A 19,508-nucleotide genomic window follows, 5' to 3' on the forward strand; every position below is an offset into this window, starting at 1 on the left:
TCAGGAACCTCTGTATTGGCGACCACCCTCACCATCGCCACAGCATATGCCGCTTCCAAGACAGGTCACCATCGCGCACAGTCGCACGCTGAGCGCACGTCATCGCCTGTCCCGTCATCCATGAAAGCGCAGGTCCGCCCGTCAGTTGCACGAACTGGCATGACCGCCACGAAGGCGGAATCTTTGTCGGTCGTGGCGAGGCCTTACCGCAGCTCAACAATTACTGTCGGCGCCAGCATGATCGCCAACGCCATTCCCGGCACAAATCCGATGAAGGTTCTCGGAGCCCTGCCCGGCGTAATGTTTCAATCCAATGATCCCCAGGGATTGGACAACTGGTCCGCCCAGTTGATGATGCACGGCTTCCAGCAACAGGAAGTCGGCATGACGCTCGATGGCATTCCCCTGGGTGAGATGAGTTATCGAAATTACAATGGCTTAAATCCGCTGCAGGCCATTTCATCGGAAAATGTCGGCCGCATGGACGTCTCACGTTCTGCGGGCGCTGAAACAGTCGCCGCCACCAACAACCTTGGCGGGTCTATTGAATATATCTCTCTGGATCCCAAGGATAAACTTGGCGGCAAGATCGTCCAGACATTTGGAAGCAACGATCTCTATCACACATTCCTGCGTTTCGACTCTGGAAAATTAACGCCATCAGGAACAAAGTTCTTTGTCTCCTATATGCGAAACGACACAGGCATGTGGAAAGGATATGGCGAGCAATTCATCCAGCAGGTCAATGCGAAGTTCATTCAACCATTGGGTGAACGCAGTAAAATCAGTGCGTTTTTCAACTGGAGCGATCTGCATCAGAACACCTATGACGACTACTCTTTTGAGATGCTTGACAAGCTTGGATACAATCAAAATTATTACCAAAATGGACGGATTTCTGGTTATCAGACAGCCATCAATGCGGCGAAAGGCATCTACACTCCCCGCATCGCGACATTGTCCGACCCTCTCGACGCTGCTTATTATTCCGGCGGAACAAACAACACAGACTATCTCGGCGGGTTAACTGCTGACCTTGCCCTGACCGATCGGCTTCGTTGGACAAGCACCATTTACGGGCACAACCAGCAGAACCAGACAACGTGGGTTTCACCCTACTGGCCGTCTCCCAACGGTTCTCCTCTTAGCGATATCGTAAAACAGCCAGAAATTCTGCGCTTCGGAATTCTTTCCTCCTTGCGCTACAATATCGCCCATAATGATTTTGGCGTTGGCGTTTGGTACGAAAACAATCATTATTACTCACCAATGTATTCATACTCAGAGCCAAACCTTGTCGACGGAGTTCTGTCTGGCTCCCTGGTGAACGATCTTGGTCATTTCTCTCATCCGTTCGCAAAAATATTCAGTCAGACGTATAACACAAACACTTTCACGACTTTTTTCCAGGATACATATCACCCTGCTCGCAATATCGATATACATTTTGGTTTCAAATCCCTCCTGAATACGACGCGGGTTGGCAATGGATATTTGAACCCCGATTACTATGGATCGACAGAGCCGATCACCAGTGGCGTTGGACAAACAATCGTCAAGCCATTTCTCCCCCATATCGGCTTGGCATGGCGTTTTTTGCCGGGTCATGAATTATTTGCGGATATCTCTGAAAACGTCCACACCTATGCACAATCGGGATACAAGCTGTCGACTTCTCCGTTCGCCGTTCTACAATCGGCGTATGACGCTTCCGTCAAAACGTTACGGCCGCAAACGGCCTGGACGTATGCGGTTGGCTATCACTATACAGACCATATGATCGCGGCGACTTTGTATGCCTACCGGACCAACTTCGAAAATCGGCTCCAGCAGGTCACGTCAGGCTCCCTAATCAACCCCGTCTCTTCTGTCGCAAATGTCGGAGGAGTCACTATGAACGGCGTTGACGCCGGGTTGACAATTCGTCCCATATCTGGACTGGAATTCTACAATAGCATAAGTTACGATCACGCCACATACGACCAGAATCTTACCAGCCTGGGGGTGACCTACGCCCTGAAGGGGCAGCAGGTGGTCAATTACCCACGCTTCATGTATAAAACTCGCCTTTCTTACAATTGGAGCGGTGCGACGATCTGGATTGACGCAACCCGTATGGGAAGCCGCAATTTCAGCTATGTCGGAGACTCGAAAGCTCCCGCTTATTGGTTGGCGAATTTAGGCGTCGACTATCGCTTCGATCATATCGGACAGAAAATCCATGATCTGAATTTTGTACAAAATCTGGTTCTGTCCCTTACAGTAAGCAATCTTGCGAACGCCAGATATATCAGCACCATGGGCGAGAACGGCAATCCGCTGTCCAACGCGACCGGAGCTTATAGCTACCAGTCCTTCCTGCTTGGCGCGCCTCGGCAATTCTTCGGTTCCATCAAGGCCGAATTCTAATCGCAGTCCTGTCGCGACGACGCCGTTTCCGCGTCGTCGCTTGCGGAGCATCGAGACCATGAGCAGCTCTGTTCGCTCGTCCCTTGCACAGTATGCGGAGGACACATCAACGATTCCAAAAAAGTGGTCGCCCTATCGGTATGCGATTTATTTCGCAATGTTTTTTATGGGAGTCGTCAGCTACAGCGATCGTGCGGTTCTCTCCGCCGCCATGCCCGATATCGTCCGGGAATTCAAAATAGGGCCGGTGACGGCAGGATGGCTTATGTCCAGCTTTCTCTGGAGCTATTTTCTGCTCCATATCCCGTCGGCTTTCCTCGTCAGTCGCTGGGGCTCCAGGCGTATTGGCGCATGGGCCGTCGCGCTCTGGTCACTGGCGTTGATGACGATCAGTTACGCTGCGACACTGCCCCAACTTTTTTTGACACGCATCCTGCTCGGCGCCTGTGAATCCCCCTGCTTTACATTGGGTCTGAAAAGTATACGGAACTGGGCGCCACCGTCGGAGCACGGCCTTGCCATGACCATTGGCAAGGCTGGCGTGCCCATGGGGTTGGCCTTGGGAGCGCTTCTCGGCGGAGAACTGGTTTCGAGCAGGGGCTGGCGTATCGCATTCCTTGTCATCGGTGCATGCGGTCTGGCATGGTCCATTATATGGCGCATTATCTTCCGCGACGCTCCAGGCAGAGAAAGCGCATCGTCAGAAAAAGAATTAGCCGCAGACTGGCCGCTCATCGGAAGAGCGCTTCGCAGCCCCACCTTCTGGATGATGATCGCCCAACAATGCGCAGGAGCATACGCGACCTTTCTGTTTCTATCGTGGATGCCTCTTTTTTATGTATATCACTTCAATCTGTCTACTGAAGTCGCCAGTCTGTATTTCGGCCTGTCCTACATCGTCGCTACGCCGCTTAGCGCGCTTGCCAGCGCCGCCTTCAAGGCCTGGGGCGCCGATCGCGCGACCCACTCTGGTGGACGACGTGTTTTTATTTTAATCTTGTCACTTCTCTCTACAAGCATCGTGTTGATACCATATTGCACGAACGCCATAATCGCGGCGCTTGTCGCCGGCGTGGGCATGGCGCTGATTATCGCCAGTCTTGGTGAAAACACTGCGCTTTTTACAGATTTCGATCAACGTGGCGACAGCGTGACTCAGCTATACGCGATCGCGCTGACGTGCAGCGGAGCGACTGGCATCGCAGCCCCGGCAATAACCGGCTATCTGGTCGCAAACGGCCAGAATTTTCAGATGGCTTTCATTCTCGCAGCCTTCTTCCTTGTTCTGGGGGCGCTCGCTCTCTTCTGCGCGCCCGCACCGGGTCACGACACCTGAGAAATCCCAAACCGAACGGACACGATGTTTGCAACTTCTCTCACCCCATATCTACTGAAGATGTCCGAATTCGGCATGATCTCCTTCACGCTCATATAGAATTTTTCAAAATTGATCTTTACGGAGACCTCTTCGACATCCGATAGGATGGCCTTGACCGCCGCGCCCAACATTCCACGCCTCAACATTCATCTCCGGTAGGCCGAGCAAAATGAAATGTCGCAAGCCTTGCTACGCCAACGAAATTCAACGATGACGCGATGCGAATAACGCCTTCAATTCCGGCGCGGTTGTAAAATCCCTCTTATAAAAGAAGAAAGACACCACAGAATATGGACACAGATTTTCGATCGCATGGTCTCTGGGGCAAGACAGCGCACGCTGCGCCCCTTACACCATCTCTTCAGCAAGACCTCAACACAGATGTCGTCGTCGTTGGTGGAGGCTACACAGGCCTGTCGGCCGCCCTTCACCTTGCGGAAGCTGGCCGCGAGCCCGTCCTGCTGGAAGCCGCGCAAATCGGATTTGGCGCGTCCGGACGTAACGTCGGTCTTGTCAACGCCGGCATGTGGATGAAGCCCGACGATATCTGCCTGGCTATGGGGAAGCAGCAGGGAGAACGTTTTATTTCTCTGCTCGGCGCTGCCCCCGCTATTGTCTTCAGTCTGATCGAAAAACACAACATTCAATGCGAGGCGTCTCATATAGGCACCCTGCATTGCGCACCAGACGCCAGCGGCTTGGCTGACCTCAGGGAGCGAGAGAGGCAATGGCTCCAAAGAGGAGCGGATGTCGTGCTTCTGGGCGAAAAAGAGACGGTTCGGACGACAGGCTCTCGTATGTTCAATTCCGCCCTACTAGATCGTAGAGCGGGAACAATACAGCCCCTGGCTTATGCTCGGGGGTTGGCTACCGCCGCGATCAACGCTGGCGCACGCCTTTTCACGTCAACCGCCACAACAGGTATTGTGCAATCAAACACGGGGTATGTGATTGAAACACCCCATGCGACCGTGCGCGCCAAAAAAGTTATCGTTGCGACAAACACCTATAGCATGGGGGCTTGCTCCTCCCTCGCCGGTCCGCTCACCACCATGCCGTACTTCAATTTTGCAACCGCTCCGCTGCGGGCGGACCTTCGGGAAACCGTCCTGCCACAGGGACACGGCGCATGGGACACACGAAAGGTTCTCACGTCATTCCGCATGGATGCGGAGGGGCGATTGGTGTTCGGCAGCATCGGGGCCTTGCGTGGATTGGAACGCCCCATTCACCATGCGTGGGCGACGCGGATGCTGGCCAAGATCTTTCCTCAACTCAGCGGAACTGCTTTCGAAAGTGAATGGTACGGAAAAGTCGGTGTAACAAAAACAAGTCTTCCGTTTCTTTATCGCCTTGCGCCCGGAATGCTTTCCATTGCCGGTTACAATGGTCGCGGAATTGCGCCGGGAACCGTATTTGGTCGTCTGCTTGCAAACATGACCCTTGACCGAGTCGAGGACGCCGACCTGCCGCTCCCCGTTTCCACCGCTCCTGAAGCGACTCGTTTCAGGAACCTTCGCAGCCTCTATGTCGCAGGCGGCGCATGTGCGGTGCATGCCGTGCAAGGCCTTCGCTGAGGAAGCCGTGTTCCGCTGATACGTTGGCCGCGACGTGTCAGCCAAAATCACATCCTATTGCTAGTCGAGCTTTGAGTTCAGGCCGCCTTTTGTGCGTCCGATATGACGGGGTTTTCCAGCAGCGACCCTACCGTTCTGTGCGCCTTGAGATAGGTTGCATCAATCATCAGACGCCTTGAACGGCCAGCCTGCTCAGTCAGGGCGGTGAAAATCCGGTCAAAGACGCCCAGGCGGCTTCAACGAATAAATTGGTTGTATAAAATCTCGTGCGGACCATACGCTTTTGGAACGTCTTTCCACTGAGACCGTCGCGGATCACATATACAATCCGCTCGGAACCTGCCTTTCGTCCAAGCACGGAACCTCGTAGGACAGCGGGAAAAATGGTCTGATCCGCTCCACCTGCTTTTCAGGCAGCAGAAACACGCGATTCAAGTCAATAAAGTAACAGGTCCTGAAGTTAGTCCTGTGGAGGATGATCATATCCTTCACCGGCGACCGTCTCCGGAAGGATCGGAAGCACCACAGAGGATTGGTGCGTTGCGTCGTGCCAGATTGTCTGACTGGCGCGAACTGCGCCATGCGCGTCGCCCAGAGCTTCTCCGGTATTGGGATTCGGCGCGAACTGCGGATAATCGCTCGACGAAATTTCGAGGCGAATCCGGTGGCCCGTCTGGAACAGGTTGGAGGTCGGCCAGACCTTGATACGATACTCGTAAACCTTACCGGGAATAATGGGGACTGGATTGCTGAGAGACTCCCGGTATCTGGCGCGAATAATGCCGTTGTTGAGGTTAATCGCCCGGCCGTCCGGCGCCACGTCGACGAGTTTCGCCGTAAAGTCCGTATCCTTCGCGTCGGTGGCGGCAAAGAGATCGACCGTGATCGGTCCGGTTACGTTAACGGGGCTCTTGAGAGGCGCGCTGGTATAGACGAGAACGTCAGGCCTTTGCTCCACTGGCGATTGATCGAACTGCCCCTGCGGGCCGGACGTCCACGAACAGCATGAATGCCCCCCGGCGCTGGGGACCGGGTTGGACGGGTCATAGACAAACTGATCGGAAGAAGAACCTTGTTTCGAAAATTTTTGCGTCAGAGTACCGTCTCCCATCGACGAATTGGCGCGACCCGCACTTCCTAGATACCACGGGACGTACTGCGTGCCCTCGATCGGGAACGATCGCGCCACGTGCCAACGATTTTCTCCCATGGTGAAATAATCGACACGTGGACCGTCAGCGAACCCGTTATCCTTGCCTTTCAGAACGTGGTCCATGAATTGGACCGTCAACGCGTTAACCGGACTGTTTGCTACGGGGCCGATGTCCTTCAGGCGCGGACTGACGATCGCATCCGGTCTGCCCCACCCGATATGCTCCCACGGCCCGATAATCAGGCGTTGATGAGTACGGGCGTCTGGGGATCCGCCATCCGTGCGCATACCGTTGAAATTATTGACGGCGCCGTTGAGAAAAGAATCGTACCATCCGTCGAAAGCAAGCACCGGAACCTTGACGCGATCGTAATGCGTCCGGATCTGGAACGCCTCCCAAAAACCATCACGCGAGGGATGGGCGACCGTATCGTAGAAGTAAGGCGCGACCTTCGGGTCTTCGCGATGCAGCGGGGGAAATTTAGAATAGGGCGTATAAGGCAGCCAGATGGAGGCGTTCTTCCCATCGGCGAACAACTGCTTCGAAAGCGCCTCATCCCCGCGATTGGCCGCGGCCGATGAGGCTATGGTCTCAAGCATCCATGGCTCTATGAACGCCAGACGGAAGGCGCCGTCTTCATAACTCCAGCCGTCGTAATAATCGTCGCCAGTGTTTGAAGGAATTATCGCCTTCAGGGCCGGAGGGGATGCGGTCGCCGCGAGCCATTGCGTCGCCCCGACATAGGACGAGCCATACATCGCGACCTGCCCATCCGCACCGGGAAGCGTGGCGGCCCACTGCACCGTGTCGTAACCGTCGTCACGGTCGTAGCGGTATTCGTAAAACACACCGCCCGATTTTCCCTGACCGCGAATGTCCTGAATCGCGACGATGTAGCAATGCGACGCGAACCAGTCCGGGCTCTGGTAACGGGACGGCTGTACCTGGGCCGCGCTTTTGCCGTACTGCGTGCGCATCAGCAGCACCGGAACTTTTTCCTTCGTATCCGGCGTATACACATCGGCACGCAAGATCGCGCCGTCACGCATTTTCACCGGAACGTCGATCTTTTTCGACACCCGGCAGGATCCACGCCCTTCATCGCTCGGCCATGACGGGGCGGCAGACGCACGGGCGGAAAGCGCTGACAGAACGAGACAGCTCGACAGGGAAAGAGCAAGACGGAAAGATGACATCGGGCGGTGCTCCGAAATAGGGTGATCAGAACGCTGTGCTGAGCGACGCGACGGCGGCCACGCCGCCCGCGCTCAGGTAGAGAGGAGAGGATCCAGCAATCGTCGTGCCATAGACGCCGCGCGTAGCCTTGGCGTTGTTCGATATACTCTGAAATCCAGACAGGTAGTTCTTGGCTCCAATATTTATGACGTTCAGCTGAATCTGGGGATGTTGCGCGAAGCCTATGGAGCGCATGCGATAACCCAGTGTCATGTTGGCCGTCTCATACCCGGGAATTTTCTCGTCATTCATAAGGGTTGAATATTGAGAGCTGACGTAATTGAAGACAAAATTTCCAAAAATATGTCCGTCGTCATAGGAAATCCCTGCGGCAGCCGAGAACTCCGGACTCTGGACAGCGATTTTCCCTTTCGTCGGCAGATAGTCGAGGCCGGATGCGATATTGTTATCGGTTGTCGCATGGAGGTACTGCGCCGAAACATATGGGCTCCAGTGACGCCAGGGTCTGAGACCGATTTCAGCCTGCGCTCCCCGTGACGTTTTACCTCCCGCCTCGATCGGCGACGGCAGAGGAATTCCGTTGATGTATTGCGACGACGTAATCTGATTGTTCGTTATATTATAATTAAACAGTGAAACAGACAGATTGACGAGGCCGTAATGCCGGTAGCCGATCTCCTCACCGATTGAATATTCACCCTTCAGTGAAGCCTGTCTTGAGGCCGGCGTTGGACTCGTAGTCGAGAAGACCTCGCCATAAACCTGCACTGACGCCGGAGCGCGGTAAGCGGTCGTGCCGTCAATGTATATCTGGTCATGCGGTGTTATCTGATAGCTGATTGACACCTGAGGCAAAGGCTGGGCGTAGCTTGCGCCGACCTTGTATCGTGTGGCGCCGGGAATCAGGTTCGTATTCCAGCGACTGATCATCAGATAACGCAGGCCAGCCTCGACAGTGAGTTTATCGTCAAGGAATTTTAAAGTATCGTCTATGAACAGCTCGTTCATCTGGTGTTTGAAGTTCATGTCGAGCGTACGATACTGGCGGCCGTCTGGCATCGTGATCATGTACTTGCTGTAGTTGTTAGCGATGCCGCCGGTGTAATTGACCGCCGCATAATATATGGGTTCCTCCAGTGCGATGTAGTTATAAATGTACCCGGCGCGGAACGTATTACGTCCGGCTTTCCACGTAAGAACGGCGTTGAGGAATCCACTTTTTTGGGGGACGGGATTGATGCTGGAGGCGGTGGTGACGCCGTTGGTCTGATACGGCAGATTCAGGTCAGCGATCTGCTGGTCGCCAAAATACGAACCCTTGTTCTTTAGGGTGACGCCGCCATAATAGAACTCGGAGTAGTTCATATAAGCAGGCGTCACGTCCAGAGAGACATGTTCGCTCAGTTTAAGTTTTACTGGAGCGATAATCGCTGTGGAGCGTCTCTGATACAGATGGAGCCCAACCCAGCTTGTATTGCCCGGGTAATACTCTTTTGTGTAATTGAATGAATTTCCATATTGGCGCCACTGGGCCATGGTCATCGGCCTATAACTGGCCTGCTGCCAGTTATCGTAGGAAAAGGTTAGGCCCGCACTGCTGCCGGAACCCCATTCCTTGATAATTTTCGAATCAACGTGATATTTTCGGAATTTCCCGGAGCCACGCCATTGGTCGTTTGTGGTGGACGAGAACGACGCGAACGCCTTGACCCGACTGCGCCCGATCTCCCCGCTGTCCAGCCTGATGAATTCACGCTGAAGCGCTTTGGAGCCGAAACTGAAGTCGACGCTCCCCCCTCTTTTCTCAAGAGGATCGCGCAGAGCAACCGTAACCAGCCCCCCAACGTCATTGTAGACAGGCGCTCCGATATCCGGAGCGCCTTGAGCTACGGTGACCGACTGGATGTTGTCGGTATCGACCATCGCTTGCGTGTAAGGCGTGTAGTTGATGGAATCGTTGAGCGGAATTCCCTCATAAACAAAACCGATTTCTGCTTGCTGGAGACCACGTATGGACATCGCCGTGTTAGATTGACCCAGCGGGTCGGTACTTGCGGAAATAACGCCAGGGAGAGCCGAAATCATCGCGATGGCGTTGCCCGTCGGGGATTGCTTCGCGATGAAGTCGCGCGTGATTGTACTCTGGGAGCGTGCTGCGCTCTGCCGCGCCATCAACCCACCGCCCGGCGTCGTGTTGGTGACGCCGTTCGCCGTCCTCATGCCCCCCCGAACCTCTACAGCTTCGGCTCCTGCCGCAGTAAACCGTTGATTGTGCTTCGGCTCGACCGCAGTCTTCGACGGTTTTGAATGTTCTGTATGCGCGACGGAGCGATTCGATGGCGCATGCTGGGGCGCTCGCGCCTCTCCGGCGTCAGGAAAAAACACCGGAGAAGCGAGAAGAATGGCTACGCGGCCAATGGCTTTTCTCACAAAGCGCTCCTGTTGATTTATAACGCGAGGGTCGTCCTTACCGTTGCTGAAACAAAACATTATCGTCAAATTTTGTTTTTTGTGATTGAATATAAATACAATGAATATGTCCCGGATCGACCTTAACCTGACCCATGTGTTTCTGGCCCTCTGGCATGAACGAAGCGTCAGTCGGGCCGCCACGCGTCTGGCCCTGACGCAGCCGGCGGTCAGTTCAGCCTTGAAACGTCTGCGTCAGACCTGCGGGGATGAGTTGTTCATTCGTACGCGACACGGTATGCAGCCTACGGTTCACGCCATTGAAATCGCGGAAACCCTTGAGCTGACAGCCGAAACCCTTCGATCGACTCTCAGTGCGCGTGGAACGTTCAATCCTGCCTCGTCGCCTCGTTCTTTTATCATCGGAACTGACGGGGGGCTCGACTACACTGTCGGGCCGCGCCTTGCATCGCGCCTCGCCGCAGACGCCCCGGACACGACGGTGACGTTCCGGACCCTCTCTCCCGCTACGCTCGACGGAGCGCTGGAACGGAGGGAGATCGATCTGGCCCTGACAGTCGGCGGCGTGACCCGCCCCGACTATCTCTCGACTTCTCTGGGATCTTTCCGTTTTTCTTGCGTCTGGAATCCGGATTACTGTTCACTGCCGGACTTTCTGGACCTGCCGACGATAGAGAAATGTCGACATGTTCTGATCGAGACGGCGTTAAGACACAGCACCTTCGATCATCGACTGCGCGATATGGGCGTCAACCGCACCATACGGAATGTCGTGCCTTCGTTCGGGCACTTGCCCGCATTTCTCAGGCAACCCGATACTGTCGCTATTGTTCCAGACTATATCGCCGATTTCTTTCGAAAAACCGCAGGCCTGACTTCATCTCGCCTGCCCGATATTTTTGGAACGCCCGGCGTAAGAATGCTTCTTCCCAGAAAATCGAGCCGCGACTCCGGCATAAAATGGCTGGGGGATTTGATCATGGAAATTGGGGTCACGTCGGGTCCTGACGACGCGAACCCCGCCGCCACACAGAGCGGGTCCTGACCCTGCGCTATAACTGCGGGGTCAGCGGCCTCCTCACGCGTCTTTCTGATATCGTGCGAACAATTTCCGCATTTTCGCTACCTTCGGGGCAACGACAGCCTGACAATAAGCATTTTCAGGATTACGCGCGAGATAATCCTCGTGCTTGGCCTCTGCTGGCCAGAAATGCGTCAGCGGCTCGATCGCCGTCACCAGAGGAGCGTCCCATGCATCCGCTACCTCTACCTCTTTCATGGTCGCCTCAGCCGTTTTTTTCTGGTCTTCGGACGTCCAGAAAATGATAGAGCGATACTGCGTACCTATGTCGTTGCCCTGCCGGTTTAGCGTCGTGGGGTTGTGGGCCGTAAAGAATATCCGTAGCAGGTCGGCGTAGGATATTTCGGACGGATCGAAAACGACCTCCACGACCTCCGCATGACCCGTGCGGCCCGTACAAACCTCTTCATAGCTCGGGTGTTCGGTGTGGCCGCCCGCGTATCCTGAACGCACGCTCTTCACGCCGCGCAGCGTGAGATACACGGCCTCCACACACCAGAAACAACCACCGCCAAGGATTGCTGTTTCGGTCGCCGTCGTTGCTGCATCGCTCATGGTACGCTCCAGGTGCTGTCCGATTGACCGCCTCTATATGGGCGGCCGATACGGCGGCGACAACGGCGGCGCGCGATCCTTACTGCCCGACTGGCGCGACCGGCAGGATCACGGCGCTCGCCGACGCGCCGCCGTGGTGGATGCTCTGCGTCGCCTTCACGTAATCCGCCTGCGCCGCGTCAAAGATGTTGGCCACGTAGCGCTGCGGATTGCGGTCATAGAGCGGGAACCAAGACGACTGGATCTGCACCATGATTCGATGGCCTTTTGCGAAGACGTGATTCACAGGCGGCAATGTGAAGCGATAGTTCTCCACGCGATTGGCCTCGATCGGCGAAGGCTGCGAGAAGCTCTTGCGATAGCGGCCACGGAAAATGTCCTCGGATACAGGCAGTTCATAACCGCCCATCTCCGGCCGGTCCGCCGTGGTCGGCGGATTGACGTCGATCAGCTTTACTACCCAATCGGCGTCCGTACCCGTCGTTGCGGCATAGAGTTGGGCCACCGGAACGCCACTGACGGCGACCGGTTCGTCAAGCGGCGCGGTCTCGTAAGTCAGGACGTCGGGGCGGGATTCAGCTTCTCGCTGATCTTGCACAAGCCACGGCTTCCAGCGGGCGCTCTCTCCGAAATTGAACGGCCTCGGCAGGAACGGCACAGGGTGCGCCGGATCGGACACGTAGGAATCCGACCCATCGGAGTCAGGCCGTGAGAACGAAAGTCCGTTGCCCGGCGTGAGATAGAGCGCCTTCATGCCCGACGCGCAGCCCGTGTCGCAGGCCAGCGGCCAGTTCTCGTACCGATCCCAGCGCTGCAGCCCCGTGTTGTAGATGATCGCAGGCGGCAGCAAAGCCGCAGGCGCGCCGGGCTTCAGATACTGATCGAAGAAGGGGCGGAAGACGTCGCGGCGATACTGCTCAGCCGTGTCGCCCTCAAAGTTCAACGGTCCAAGCGAGGAGCCGTTGTAGTTCACCCCACTGTGCCGCCATGGCCCCATGACGAGCACATTGGGGGTTGAGATCCCCGCGTTACGCAGCGCCTGCCAACTGTGGATCGCGCCCCACATGTCCTCCTGATCCCACAAGCCCTGCTCCCAAATCATGGGCACGGTGGGTTTGCGCTGTGCGATCAACTTGTCCAGCGCCTGTCCTTGCCAGAATGCGTCATAGGCGGGGTGCGCCTTCATCCGACGCCAGAAGGGAAACTGATCGAGCCCGGCCTGGGTCGCGAAAGCTCCAGCAGAGCCTGCCGCGAGAAAATTCGTATAATCGTCCAGACCGACGCGTGGAATCGTGTTCGCCTCGCCGCGCACAGTCATCTGCTCGGTGAAGTAATCCAGACTGCCCTGCCGGAACGCGCCGTAGTGGAACCAGTCGTCGCCCATCCAGCCATCGACCATCGGGCTTTCCGGAGCCGCAACCTTAAGCGCCGGGTGCGGATCGAGCAGAGCCATCACGACGGTGAAGCCTTCGTAGGACGACCCGGTCATGCCGACGCGCCCGTTAGACTCGGGCGTATTTTTCACCAGCCAGGCGATCGTGTCCCACGCATCGGTCGTCTCATCCGTGTTGGTCGGGTTGAGCGCGCCGCGCGGCGGGCGCGTCATGACATAATCGCCCTCCGAACCATATTTGCCACGAATGTCCTGAAACACACGGATATAACCGCCATCAACGAACACGTCGTCGCCCTGCGGCAGGAGAGCGCGCATGGTCGGAGCGTCTGGCACCCGGTTGGCGCGCATCTTGGCGTTGTATGGCGTGCGGGTCAGCAGGATCGGCGCGTCATGCGCGCCCTTCGGCACAACGATGACCGTGTAGAGCTTCACGCCGTCACGCATCGGGATCATGACTTCGCGTTTAACGTAATCACGCTGCGCCGTCGGGAATGTGACATGGGCAGGGATGTCGTTGCCGGTCGCCACCGTGTTGGAATCCACAGGCGCTGCGGCGCATAGCAGGGCCGACGCCGACACGCCCAGCGTGATCCCGACGCGACGACGCAGACGGGAAGTCGCGGTGGTAGCGCGCACACGGTTCATAAGAAATTCTCCAGAGTGTTTGATTTTCAGAGCGACATTCCGGTCTCAAGGAACGCCGTTCCAATGTTTTGTGTTTTAGAGGAAGGGGTATTCGGGCCGAGGATACTGGCGTCCGTGAAGCCTGTATTTCGCAAAAGACGCGCTACGTAGTCACGGTGAACGCCGCGAGCGGGTCGATTTCCGCTTTCATTCGAAAGAACCGTCCAGGATTTCAGCCCCGCCAAAGCAGTTTTCCGGAGGTCCGGAGCGACGCGGGACAGGAGCTTTGCGCTCGTGTTGCCATGTCTCCGACACCCCCCGAAAAATCACAGATCTTTCAGTTTCGGATACCTTCAGGCGAGGCGCCCCAACGCAACCTGCAGCCGATCCCGCTCGCCCTGCTGCGCCACCAGACGCTCCCGGGTTTCCTCGACGACCTCCGGCTTGCCACGGGCGATGAAATCGGCGTTGCCCAGCTTGCGCTCGGTTTTCTCGATTTCGCCGCGCGCCTTGTCCAGTTCTTTCGCCAGACGCGCGCGCTCAACGTCCAGATCGATCAGATCGGCGAGCGGCAGGACCAGCGTCGTGTCCCCAAGCACGGTCTGGGCGGACCCGCGCGGCGGTTCGCCCTGCAACGCCTCGATCTCGGAGACGCGAGCCATGCGCCCGATCGCTTCACGCCAGCGCGTCGCGCAATCAACGCTTTCCTGCGTGGCTCCCTGAAGCAGGACCGGCGACAGACGCGAAGGCGGCACATTCATCTCCGAACGCACAGTGCGAATTTCGGAAATGAAGCGGATCACCCAGTCAAGTTCCGCCGCCGCTCCAGCAGCATCCGTCACCGGAATCTGTTCCGGCCACGCGGCGCCAATCAATCCACCCGAAGGACCGAACCCGAATTCGCTCCACAACGTGTCGGTCACAAATGGCATGACCGGCTGCAACAGGCGCAACACCACATCGAGCACGTGCGCGGTGACGGCGCGCAGTTCTTCCGCTTCTGGTCCTGCTTCCCCGGTGAAGGCCGGCTTGGTGAACTCCAGATACCAGTCGCAGAACCGGTTCCACACAAAGCGGTAGCAGGCGCCTGCGTAATCGTCGAAGCGATACGCCTCCAGCGCCGCTGTCGCTTCCTGCACGGCTTTGGACGCTTCATGCAGAATCCAGCGGCCCAGCGGGCTGACGACCTTTGCCGGATCGAAGCCGGGAGCCGCCTTGACGCCGTTCATCTCGCAGAATCGCGCGGCGTTCCAGAGCTTCGTGATAAAGGCCCGGTTATCCTCAACCCGCTTCGGACCGAATTTCAGGTCCCGCCCGACGCCAGTAAGGGCGCATATCGTGAAACGAACCGCGTCGGCGCCGTAAGTGTCGAGCAGTTCCAGAGGATCAATGCCGTTGCCCTTGCTCTTCGACATCTTTTGGCCGCGCTCGTCGCGAACGAGGCCGTGGATGAAGACAGTGTGGAAAGGCACGTCGTCCATGAAGTGCAGACCCATCATCATCATCCGGGCGACCCAGAAGAAGATGATGTCGAAGCCTGTGACCAGCACGTCGGTCGGATAGTAACGCGCCAGTTCGGGCGTCTTATCCGGCCAGCCTAGCGTCGAGAACGGCCAGAGGCCGGACGAGAACCACGTGTCGAGAACGTCCTCGTCCTGCGTCAGCGCGACGCTCTCACCATAATGCGCGGCGGCGAGCGTGGCGGCGCCTGCTTCGTCATGCGCGACGAAGACCTCGCCGTCGGGACCGTACCACGCCGGGATTCGATGTCCCCACCACAATTGGCGGGAAATGCACCACGGCTGGATGTTGCGCATCCAGGAGAAGAACGTGTTCTCCCACTGACGCGGCACGAAGGTTACGCGTCCGCTCTCGACCGCTTCGATCGCCGGTCCGGCCAGCGTCGCCGCATCGCAGTACCACTGCGTCGTCAGGCGCGGCTCGACCACCGCGCCGCCGCGCTCCGCATGCGGAACCTGATGCGTATGCGGCTCGATTTTCTCCAGAAGGCCGAGACGTTCCAGTTCCTCCACGATGATGCGGCGCGCATCGTCCCGCTGAAGACCTTGCAGACCACGCACAAACTCAGGATCGGCAAGACCAGGCTCGGCCCGAAGGTCAGCCTCGACTTCCTCCAGCGTGATGTTTGCACCTGCGTCCAGAACGACGATCAGCGGCAGATTATGACGTTTGCCGACCTCAAAATCGTTGAAGTCATGTGCTGGCGTTATCTTGACCGCGCCTGTGCCTTTTTCCGGATTGGAGTATTCGTCCGCGACGACAGGGATACGTCGACCGGTCAGAGGCAGGATCACAGAGCGGCCGATCAGGGCTGCATAGCGCGCGTCTTCCGGATGAACGGCCACAGCCACGTCGCCCAGCATCGTTTCCGGGCGCGTGGTTGCAACAGTTATCGACAGGTCGGGAGCGCCGTCGACCGGGTAGCGGATATACCAGAGACTGCCGCGCACCTCCTTGCTCTCAACTTCCAGATCGGAAATCGCTGTGCGGAAATGCGGGTCCCAGTTGACCAGGCGACGATCACGATAAATCAGCTTTTGCCGATGAAGCGTAACGAACACCTCGCGCACGGCGCGCGAAAGGCCTTCGTCCATCGTAAATCGTTCGCGCGACCAGTCGAGCGATGCGCCGAGGCGACGCAACTGCTTTGTAATGCCGTCGCCTGACTCAGCTTTCCACTTCCAAACCCGCTCGATGAACGCATCGCGTCCCAGCGCCTGACGCGTCTGCTGCTCAAGAGCGAGCTGCCTTTCGACCACAAGCTGGGTCGCAATGCCCGCGTGGTCAGTGCCCGGCTGCCACAACGCGTCCCGCCCCTGCATACGCCGCCAGCGGATCAGGATGTCCTGAACCGTCATGGTCAGGGCATGCCCCATATGCAGTACGCCGGTGACGTTCGGCGGCGGGATCATGACCGTAAAAGGAGAGGTCGGGCTTTGCGGGTCGGCCGCGAACGCCCCGTTCTGTTCCCACGCCGCGTAGAGACGGGCTTCGGTGTCTGTCGCCTGAAACGTCTTGTCGAGCATCGTCCATAACCAGAAGAGAGCGCGCGACGATCAGCGGGGCCGCCACATAATCGTCAGGATGATCGCCCTATCTGGCACAGGAGCCTAAAATGAGAAACAGGCAATCGTCGCCGATCGCCTGCTTCCCAGTCGTCACTCCAGAGGCGAGCCGTTTACCGGTCGCTGAGGCGCTCGATCTCTTTCTGCACGGCCTGCTGCACGATGCTGGAAAGATGATTGTCAAGCCATTCCTTGAGGAAGGCGCGGACTTCGTCGCGGACGATGTCCTCAATGGTCAGGTTTCCACCACGCGTGATAGCCACTCGTCTCTCCCTATGTTCGTTGGACTGTTTACGGCGCAACATCTGCTGCAACGCGCCGAATGAATGTTCCGTCGCGCCGACTGTCTGCTTGTCCAGCGCGATGGAGACAGGCGCAGGCGCGTCGCTCTCGGCAGCGGCTCCGGCCGCCCCATACCCCTGCGCGAAGCTCTGCCCGTCGGTCGACGTATTTTTATCTTCGCTCATTATCCCCCCAGATTGGATTACCTGCGGCCGCTCTGGTTGTGTCGCCGCAGCCTTTTCTTCATGCGGCGAAACGACCGCCGAAGAAAGGTCTTCAGCGACAACTTCGCTTACCGTCTCATCTTTTGACGAAATTTTACCTTCACCCTCCGACGCAGCCGCGTCGAATTCAGCACTGACGTTCTTGGCGGACGAAGGGATTGCCGCGACCGGTTGTTCCGCAGGCGACTCGACAAAATCATCCGCAGGCGCCTCCGCAAGAGGAGCCACGACGTCCGACGTCACATGCCCCTCGTCGGCCTCAACCGGATCGATACTCTTCGCCTCTATCGCGTCCGGCGTGGGTTTTTCCACGTCGGTCCCATGCTCACGCTCCGAAGTGGCGACCTCCTGTTTCGCGTCATGAACCGAGGGCTCGCCGCCATCGTCTTGCGCGATCATGGAAGAGTCCAGAACTAGCACACTGTCCTCGTCATCTTCGTCGTCATCATACGCCGCAGGCGTCGCTCGACCGGCATGCGCCTCGGCAGGAGCGGCGTCATCCCGGCCATCCTGAAGAATACGACGGATCGACGACAGGACTGTCTCTATCGAACCGCTCTCGGCGTGGCTGTCATGCTCATCTGTCATCTAGACGTCCCCTGGCAGCCCGCTCGAAATACTCAGACTAACGGCCCGGCTGGTTAACCGCGTAGTCACTAATTCCCCAAAGTCGATCTTTTACCGCATTATAATACGCTTTTTCATCATACAACGGGACATTCAGATGCAGATCGGACGCTGTAAGACGCCCGATCGACGAAGCCACATTGTAAGACGCCGTCACCATATTGCTGAGACTCTGCACCAGCGCCACCTGAGCCTGCAGCAAGGTTCCCTGCTGCTGTAACACCTCAAGAGTGGTGCTGGTTCCAACAATCGCCTGACGCTCGACTCCGTCCAACGCCACCAGACCAGCCTTGATAGCCATACGATTGCTTTCGATAGCCGCCTTGTAGGACACCAGCCTCTGCCAGTTCGACGCAGCAGCCTGAGCTGCAGTCCGTCGCTGCACATCGACCGCGCGCCTCGCCGCCAAGGCCTGCTGGCGCGCCTGCCGGATCGCGGCATACTCCGAACCGCCTTGATAAATAGGCACGTTAACGTTCAGAAGCGCATATTTGTTTTCGTTAATCTGGTTGTTCAACTCCTGATTCTTCGATTTCATGTATGCGCCCTCCACGGAAACGGTGGGCATGATCGCCGCCATAGCGACGCCGACAGCATCTTTTTGCGCTGATTCGGTAAATAACGCGTTCACGACGTCCGGATTATTTTTGATCGCAAGCGCAACGGCCTCGGCTTCCGACTTGACGGGCAGCACGAGCGGTTGAGGCGGCTCAAGATTCGGCGGCGGGGCCATGCCGACGATCTGCATGTAGGTCGCCTGAGCCGTCTGCAGGGTGCCTTCCGCCTGCTGGCGCGTCGCCTTCGCGCTGGCGAACGCAGCTTCTGCCTGAGCCACATCCGTGCGCGTGATTTCGCCAACGTGGAAGCGTTCGTTGGTCGCCCGTAACTGCTGCTCGAGAACGCGTTCGTTGTTGATATTCAGCTGTAATAATTGCTCGTCTTCAATGACGCCGACATAGGCGTTGACGACGTCCATAAACACCTGCTGTTCGGTCGAAATCAGCTTGGCGCGCTCCGCCATCACCTGATTGACGGCCTCATGCGTCGACGCCGTCGTCTTGCCGCCGCTGTATATAGGTTGCTGAATCGAGACCTGAGCCTGATAGCCCCCAGTGCTATAGCTGCGAAAATACCCTGAACCAGGGACGTCCGTATTTCCTCGGTAGTTATTATATCCCTGATAATAACTCGGCGAGAACGTCCCCTGAATTTTCGGACGCCAGCCAGCGAGCGCAGTAGGCACAGTTTCGTCGGTTGCGCGCAACGTAGCGCGTTCTTGCTGCAGCGTCGGGTTGGTCAAATACGCCGCCGACAACGCTTCTTGCAGGGTGTGTGGAATAAAGCTTGGCGCCCCACTGCCGTCGTATTTCTGGGCCAGAGCGGTGGAGCTGTACAGTAGTGCAGCCAGCCCCAACCCTACGCCACAGGAATGCTTCATCGCCGTTCTCGTCTCCGCCACTCGCCCTGTCCCGCACGCGGCGTCGAGCC

The 19,508-nt window shown here is 57.3% G+C and carries 11 protein-coding genes; 4 read left to right on the top strand and 7 right to left on the bottom strand.

Going from position 1 to position 19,508, the window contains the following annotated elements; translation table 11 throughout:
• The first annotated feature begins 15 nt into the window (after positions 1 to 15).
• From G442_RS0104645 to G442_RS20890, 3 genes are all read left to right on the top strand, one after another.
• A complete protein-coding gene (locus G442_RS0104645; RefSeq protein WP_246789327.1) occupies positions 16 to 2,409 on the top strand; it encodes a TonB-dependent receptor in 2,394 nt (797 codons plus the stop codon).
• 58 nt (positions 2,410 to 2,467) lie between these two features.
• Positions 2,468 to 3,745 (top strand): MFS transporter, encoded by a 1,278-nt coding sequence (locus tag G442_RS20885; protein ID WP_051291913.1) that lies wholly within the window; start codon positions 2,468 to 2,470, stop codon positions 3,743 to 3,745.
• A 332-nt stretch (positions 3,746 to 4,077) separates the two neighbouring features.
• On the top strand, positions 4,078 to 5,364 hold the full coding sequence (locus G442_RS20890) for an NAD(P)/FAD-dependent oxidoreductase (protein WP_035376157.1): 1,287 nt from the start codon (positions 4,078 to 4,080) through the stop codon (positions 5,362 to 5,364).
• 460 nt (positions 5,365 to 5,824) lie between these two features.
• On the opposite strand, the gene G442_RS0104670 is transcribed toward G442_RS20890, so the two are convergent.
• The gene (locus G442_RS0104670; RefSeq protein WP_026397051.1) at positions 5,825 to 7,714 is read right to left on the bottom strand and encodes a CocE/NonD family hydrolase; all 1,890 of its coding nucleotides are present in this window, start codon (positions 7,712 to 7,714) and stop codon (positions 5,825 to 5,827) included.
• Between the two features lie 25 nt (positions 7,715 to 7,739).
• The gene (locus G442_RS0104675) at positions 7,740 to 10,145 is read right to left on the bottom strand and encodes a TonB-dependent receptor (RefSeq protein ID WP_026397052.1); all 2,406 of its coding nucleotides are present in this window, start codon (positions 10,143 to 10,145) and stop codon (positions 7,740 to 7,742) included.
• Positions 10,146 to 10,245: 100 nt separating this feature from the next.
• Between G442_RS0104675 and G442_RS20900 the strand changes: the two genes are divergently transcribed.
• Positions 10,246 to 11,190 carry a LysR family transcriptional regulator gene (locus tag G442_RS20900; RefSeq protein WP_051291914.1) on the top strand — a complete coding sequence of 315 codons (945 nt, stop codon included), beginning with the start codon at positions 10,246 to 10,248 and terminating at the stop codon, positions 11,188 to 11,190.
• Positions 11,191 to 11,223: 33 nt separating this feature from the next.
• On the opposite strand, the gene msrA is transcribed toward G442_RS20900, so the two are convergent.
• The 5 genes from msrA to G442_RS0104710 form a co-directional block, all read right to left on the bottom strand.
• A complete protein-coding gene (msrA, locus tag G442_RS0104685) occupies positions 11,224 to 11,781 on the bottom strand; it encodes a peptide-methionine (S)-S-oxide reductase MsrA (protein ID WP_026397053.1) in 558 nt (185 codons plus the stop codon).
• Positions 11,782 to 11,860: 79 nt separating this feature from the next.
• Entirely contained in the window at positions 11,861 to 13,822 is a 1,962-nt protein-coding gene (locus G442_RS0104690; RefSeq protein ID WP_051291915.1) for a CocE/NonD family hydrolase, read from the bottom strand.
• A 332-nt stretch (positions 13,823 to 14,154) separates the two neighbouring features.
• Positions 14,155 to 16,848 (bottom strand): valine--tRNA ligase, encoded by a 2,694-nt coding sequence (locus G442_RS0104700; protein WP_026397056.1) that lies wholly within the window; start codon positions 16,846 to 16,848, stop codon positions 14,155 to 14,157.
• 152 nt (positions 16,849 to 17,000) lie between these two features.
• The gene (locus G442_RS26090) at positions 17,001 to 17,981 is read right to left on the bottom strand and encodes a DUF2497 domain-containing protein (protein ID WP_246789328.1); all 981 of its coding nucleotides are present in this window, start codon (positions 17,979 to 17,981) and stop codon (positions 17,001 to 17,003) included.
• Between the two features lie 37 nt (positions 17,982 to 18,018).
• Entirely contained in the window at positions 18,019 to 19,458 is a 1,440-nt protein-coding gene (locus G442_RS0104710; RefSeq protein WP_026397058.1) for a TolC family outer membrane protein, read from the bottom strand.
• Between the last annotated feature and the right edge of the window lie 50 nt (positions 19,459 to 19,508).

Source organism: Acetobacter nitrogenifigens DSM 23921 = NBRC 105050 (genome assembly GCF_000429165.1).
GTDB lineage: Bacteria > Pseudomonadota > Alphaproteobacteria > Acetobacterales > Acetobacteraceae > Acetobacter > Acetobacter nitrogenifigens.

What these genes read in the sequence shown, in the direction of transcription:
- G442_RS20885 (WP_051291913.1), top strand. Translation starts at nt 2,468, where the DNA reads ATGAGCAGCTCTGTTCGCTCGTCCCTTGCACAGTATGCGGAGGACACA.
- G442_RS20890 (WP_035376157.1), top strand. Translation starts at nt 4,078, where the DNA reads ATGGACACAGATTTTCGATCGCATGGTCTCTGGGGCAAGACAGCGCAC.
- G442_RS0104670 (WP_026397051.1), bottom strand. Translation starts at nt 7,714, where the DNA reads ATGTCATCTTTCCGTCTTGCTCTTTCCCTGTCGAGCTGTCTCGTTCTG.
- G442_RS20900 (WP_051291914.1), top strand. Translation starts at nt 10,246, where the DNA reads ATGAATATGTCCCGGATCGACCTTAACCTGACCCATGTGTTTCTGGCC.
- msrA (WP_026397053.1), bottom strand. Translation starts at nt 11,781, where the DNA reads ATGAGCGATGCAGCAACGACGGCGACCGAAACAGCAATCCTTGGCGGT.
- G442_RS0104690 (WP_051291915.1), bottom strand. Translation starts at nt 13,822, where the DNA reads ATGAACCGTGTGCGCGCTACCACCGCGACTTCCCGTCTGCGTCGTCGC.
- G442_RS0104700 (WP_026397056.1), bottom strand. Translation starts at nt 16,848, where the DNA reads ATGCTCGACAAGACGTTTCAGGCGACAGACACCGAAGCCCGTCTCTAC.
- G442_RS26090 (WP_246789328.1), bottom strand. Translation starts at nt 17,981, where the DNA reads ATGACAGATGAGCATGACAGCCACGCCGAGAGCGGTTCGATAGAGACA.
- G442_RS0104710 (WP_026397058.1), bottom strand. Translation starts at nt 19,458, where the DNA reads ATGAAGCATTCCTGTGGCGTAGGGTTGGGGCTGGCTGCACTACTGTAC.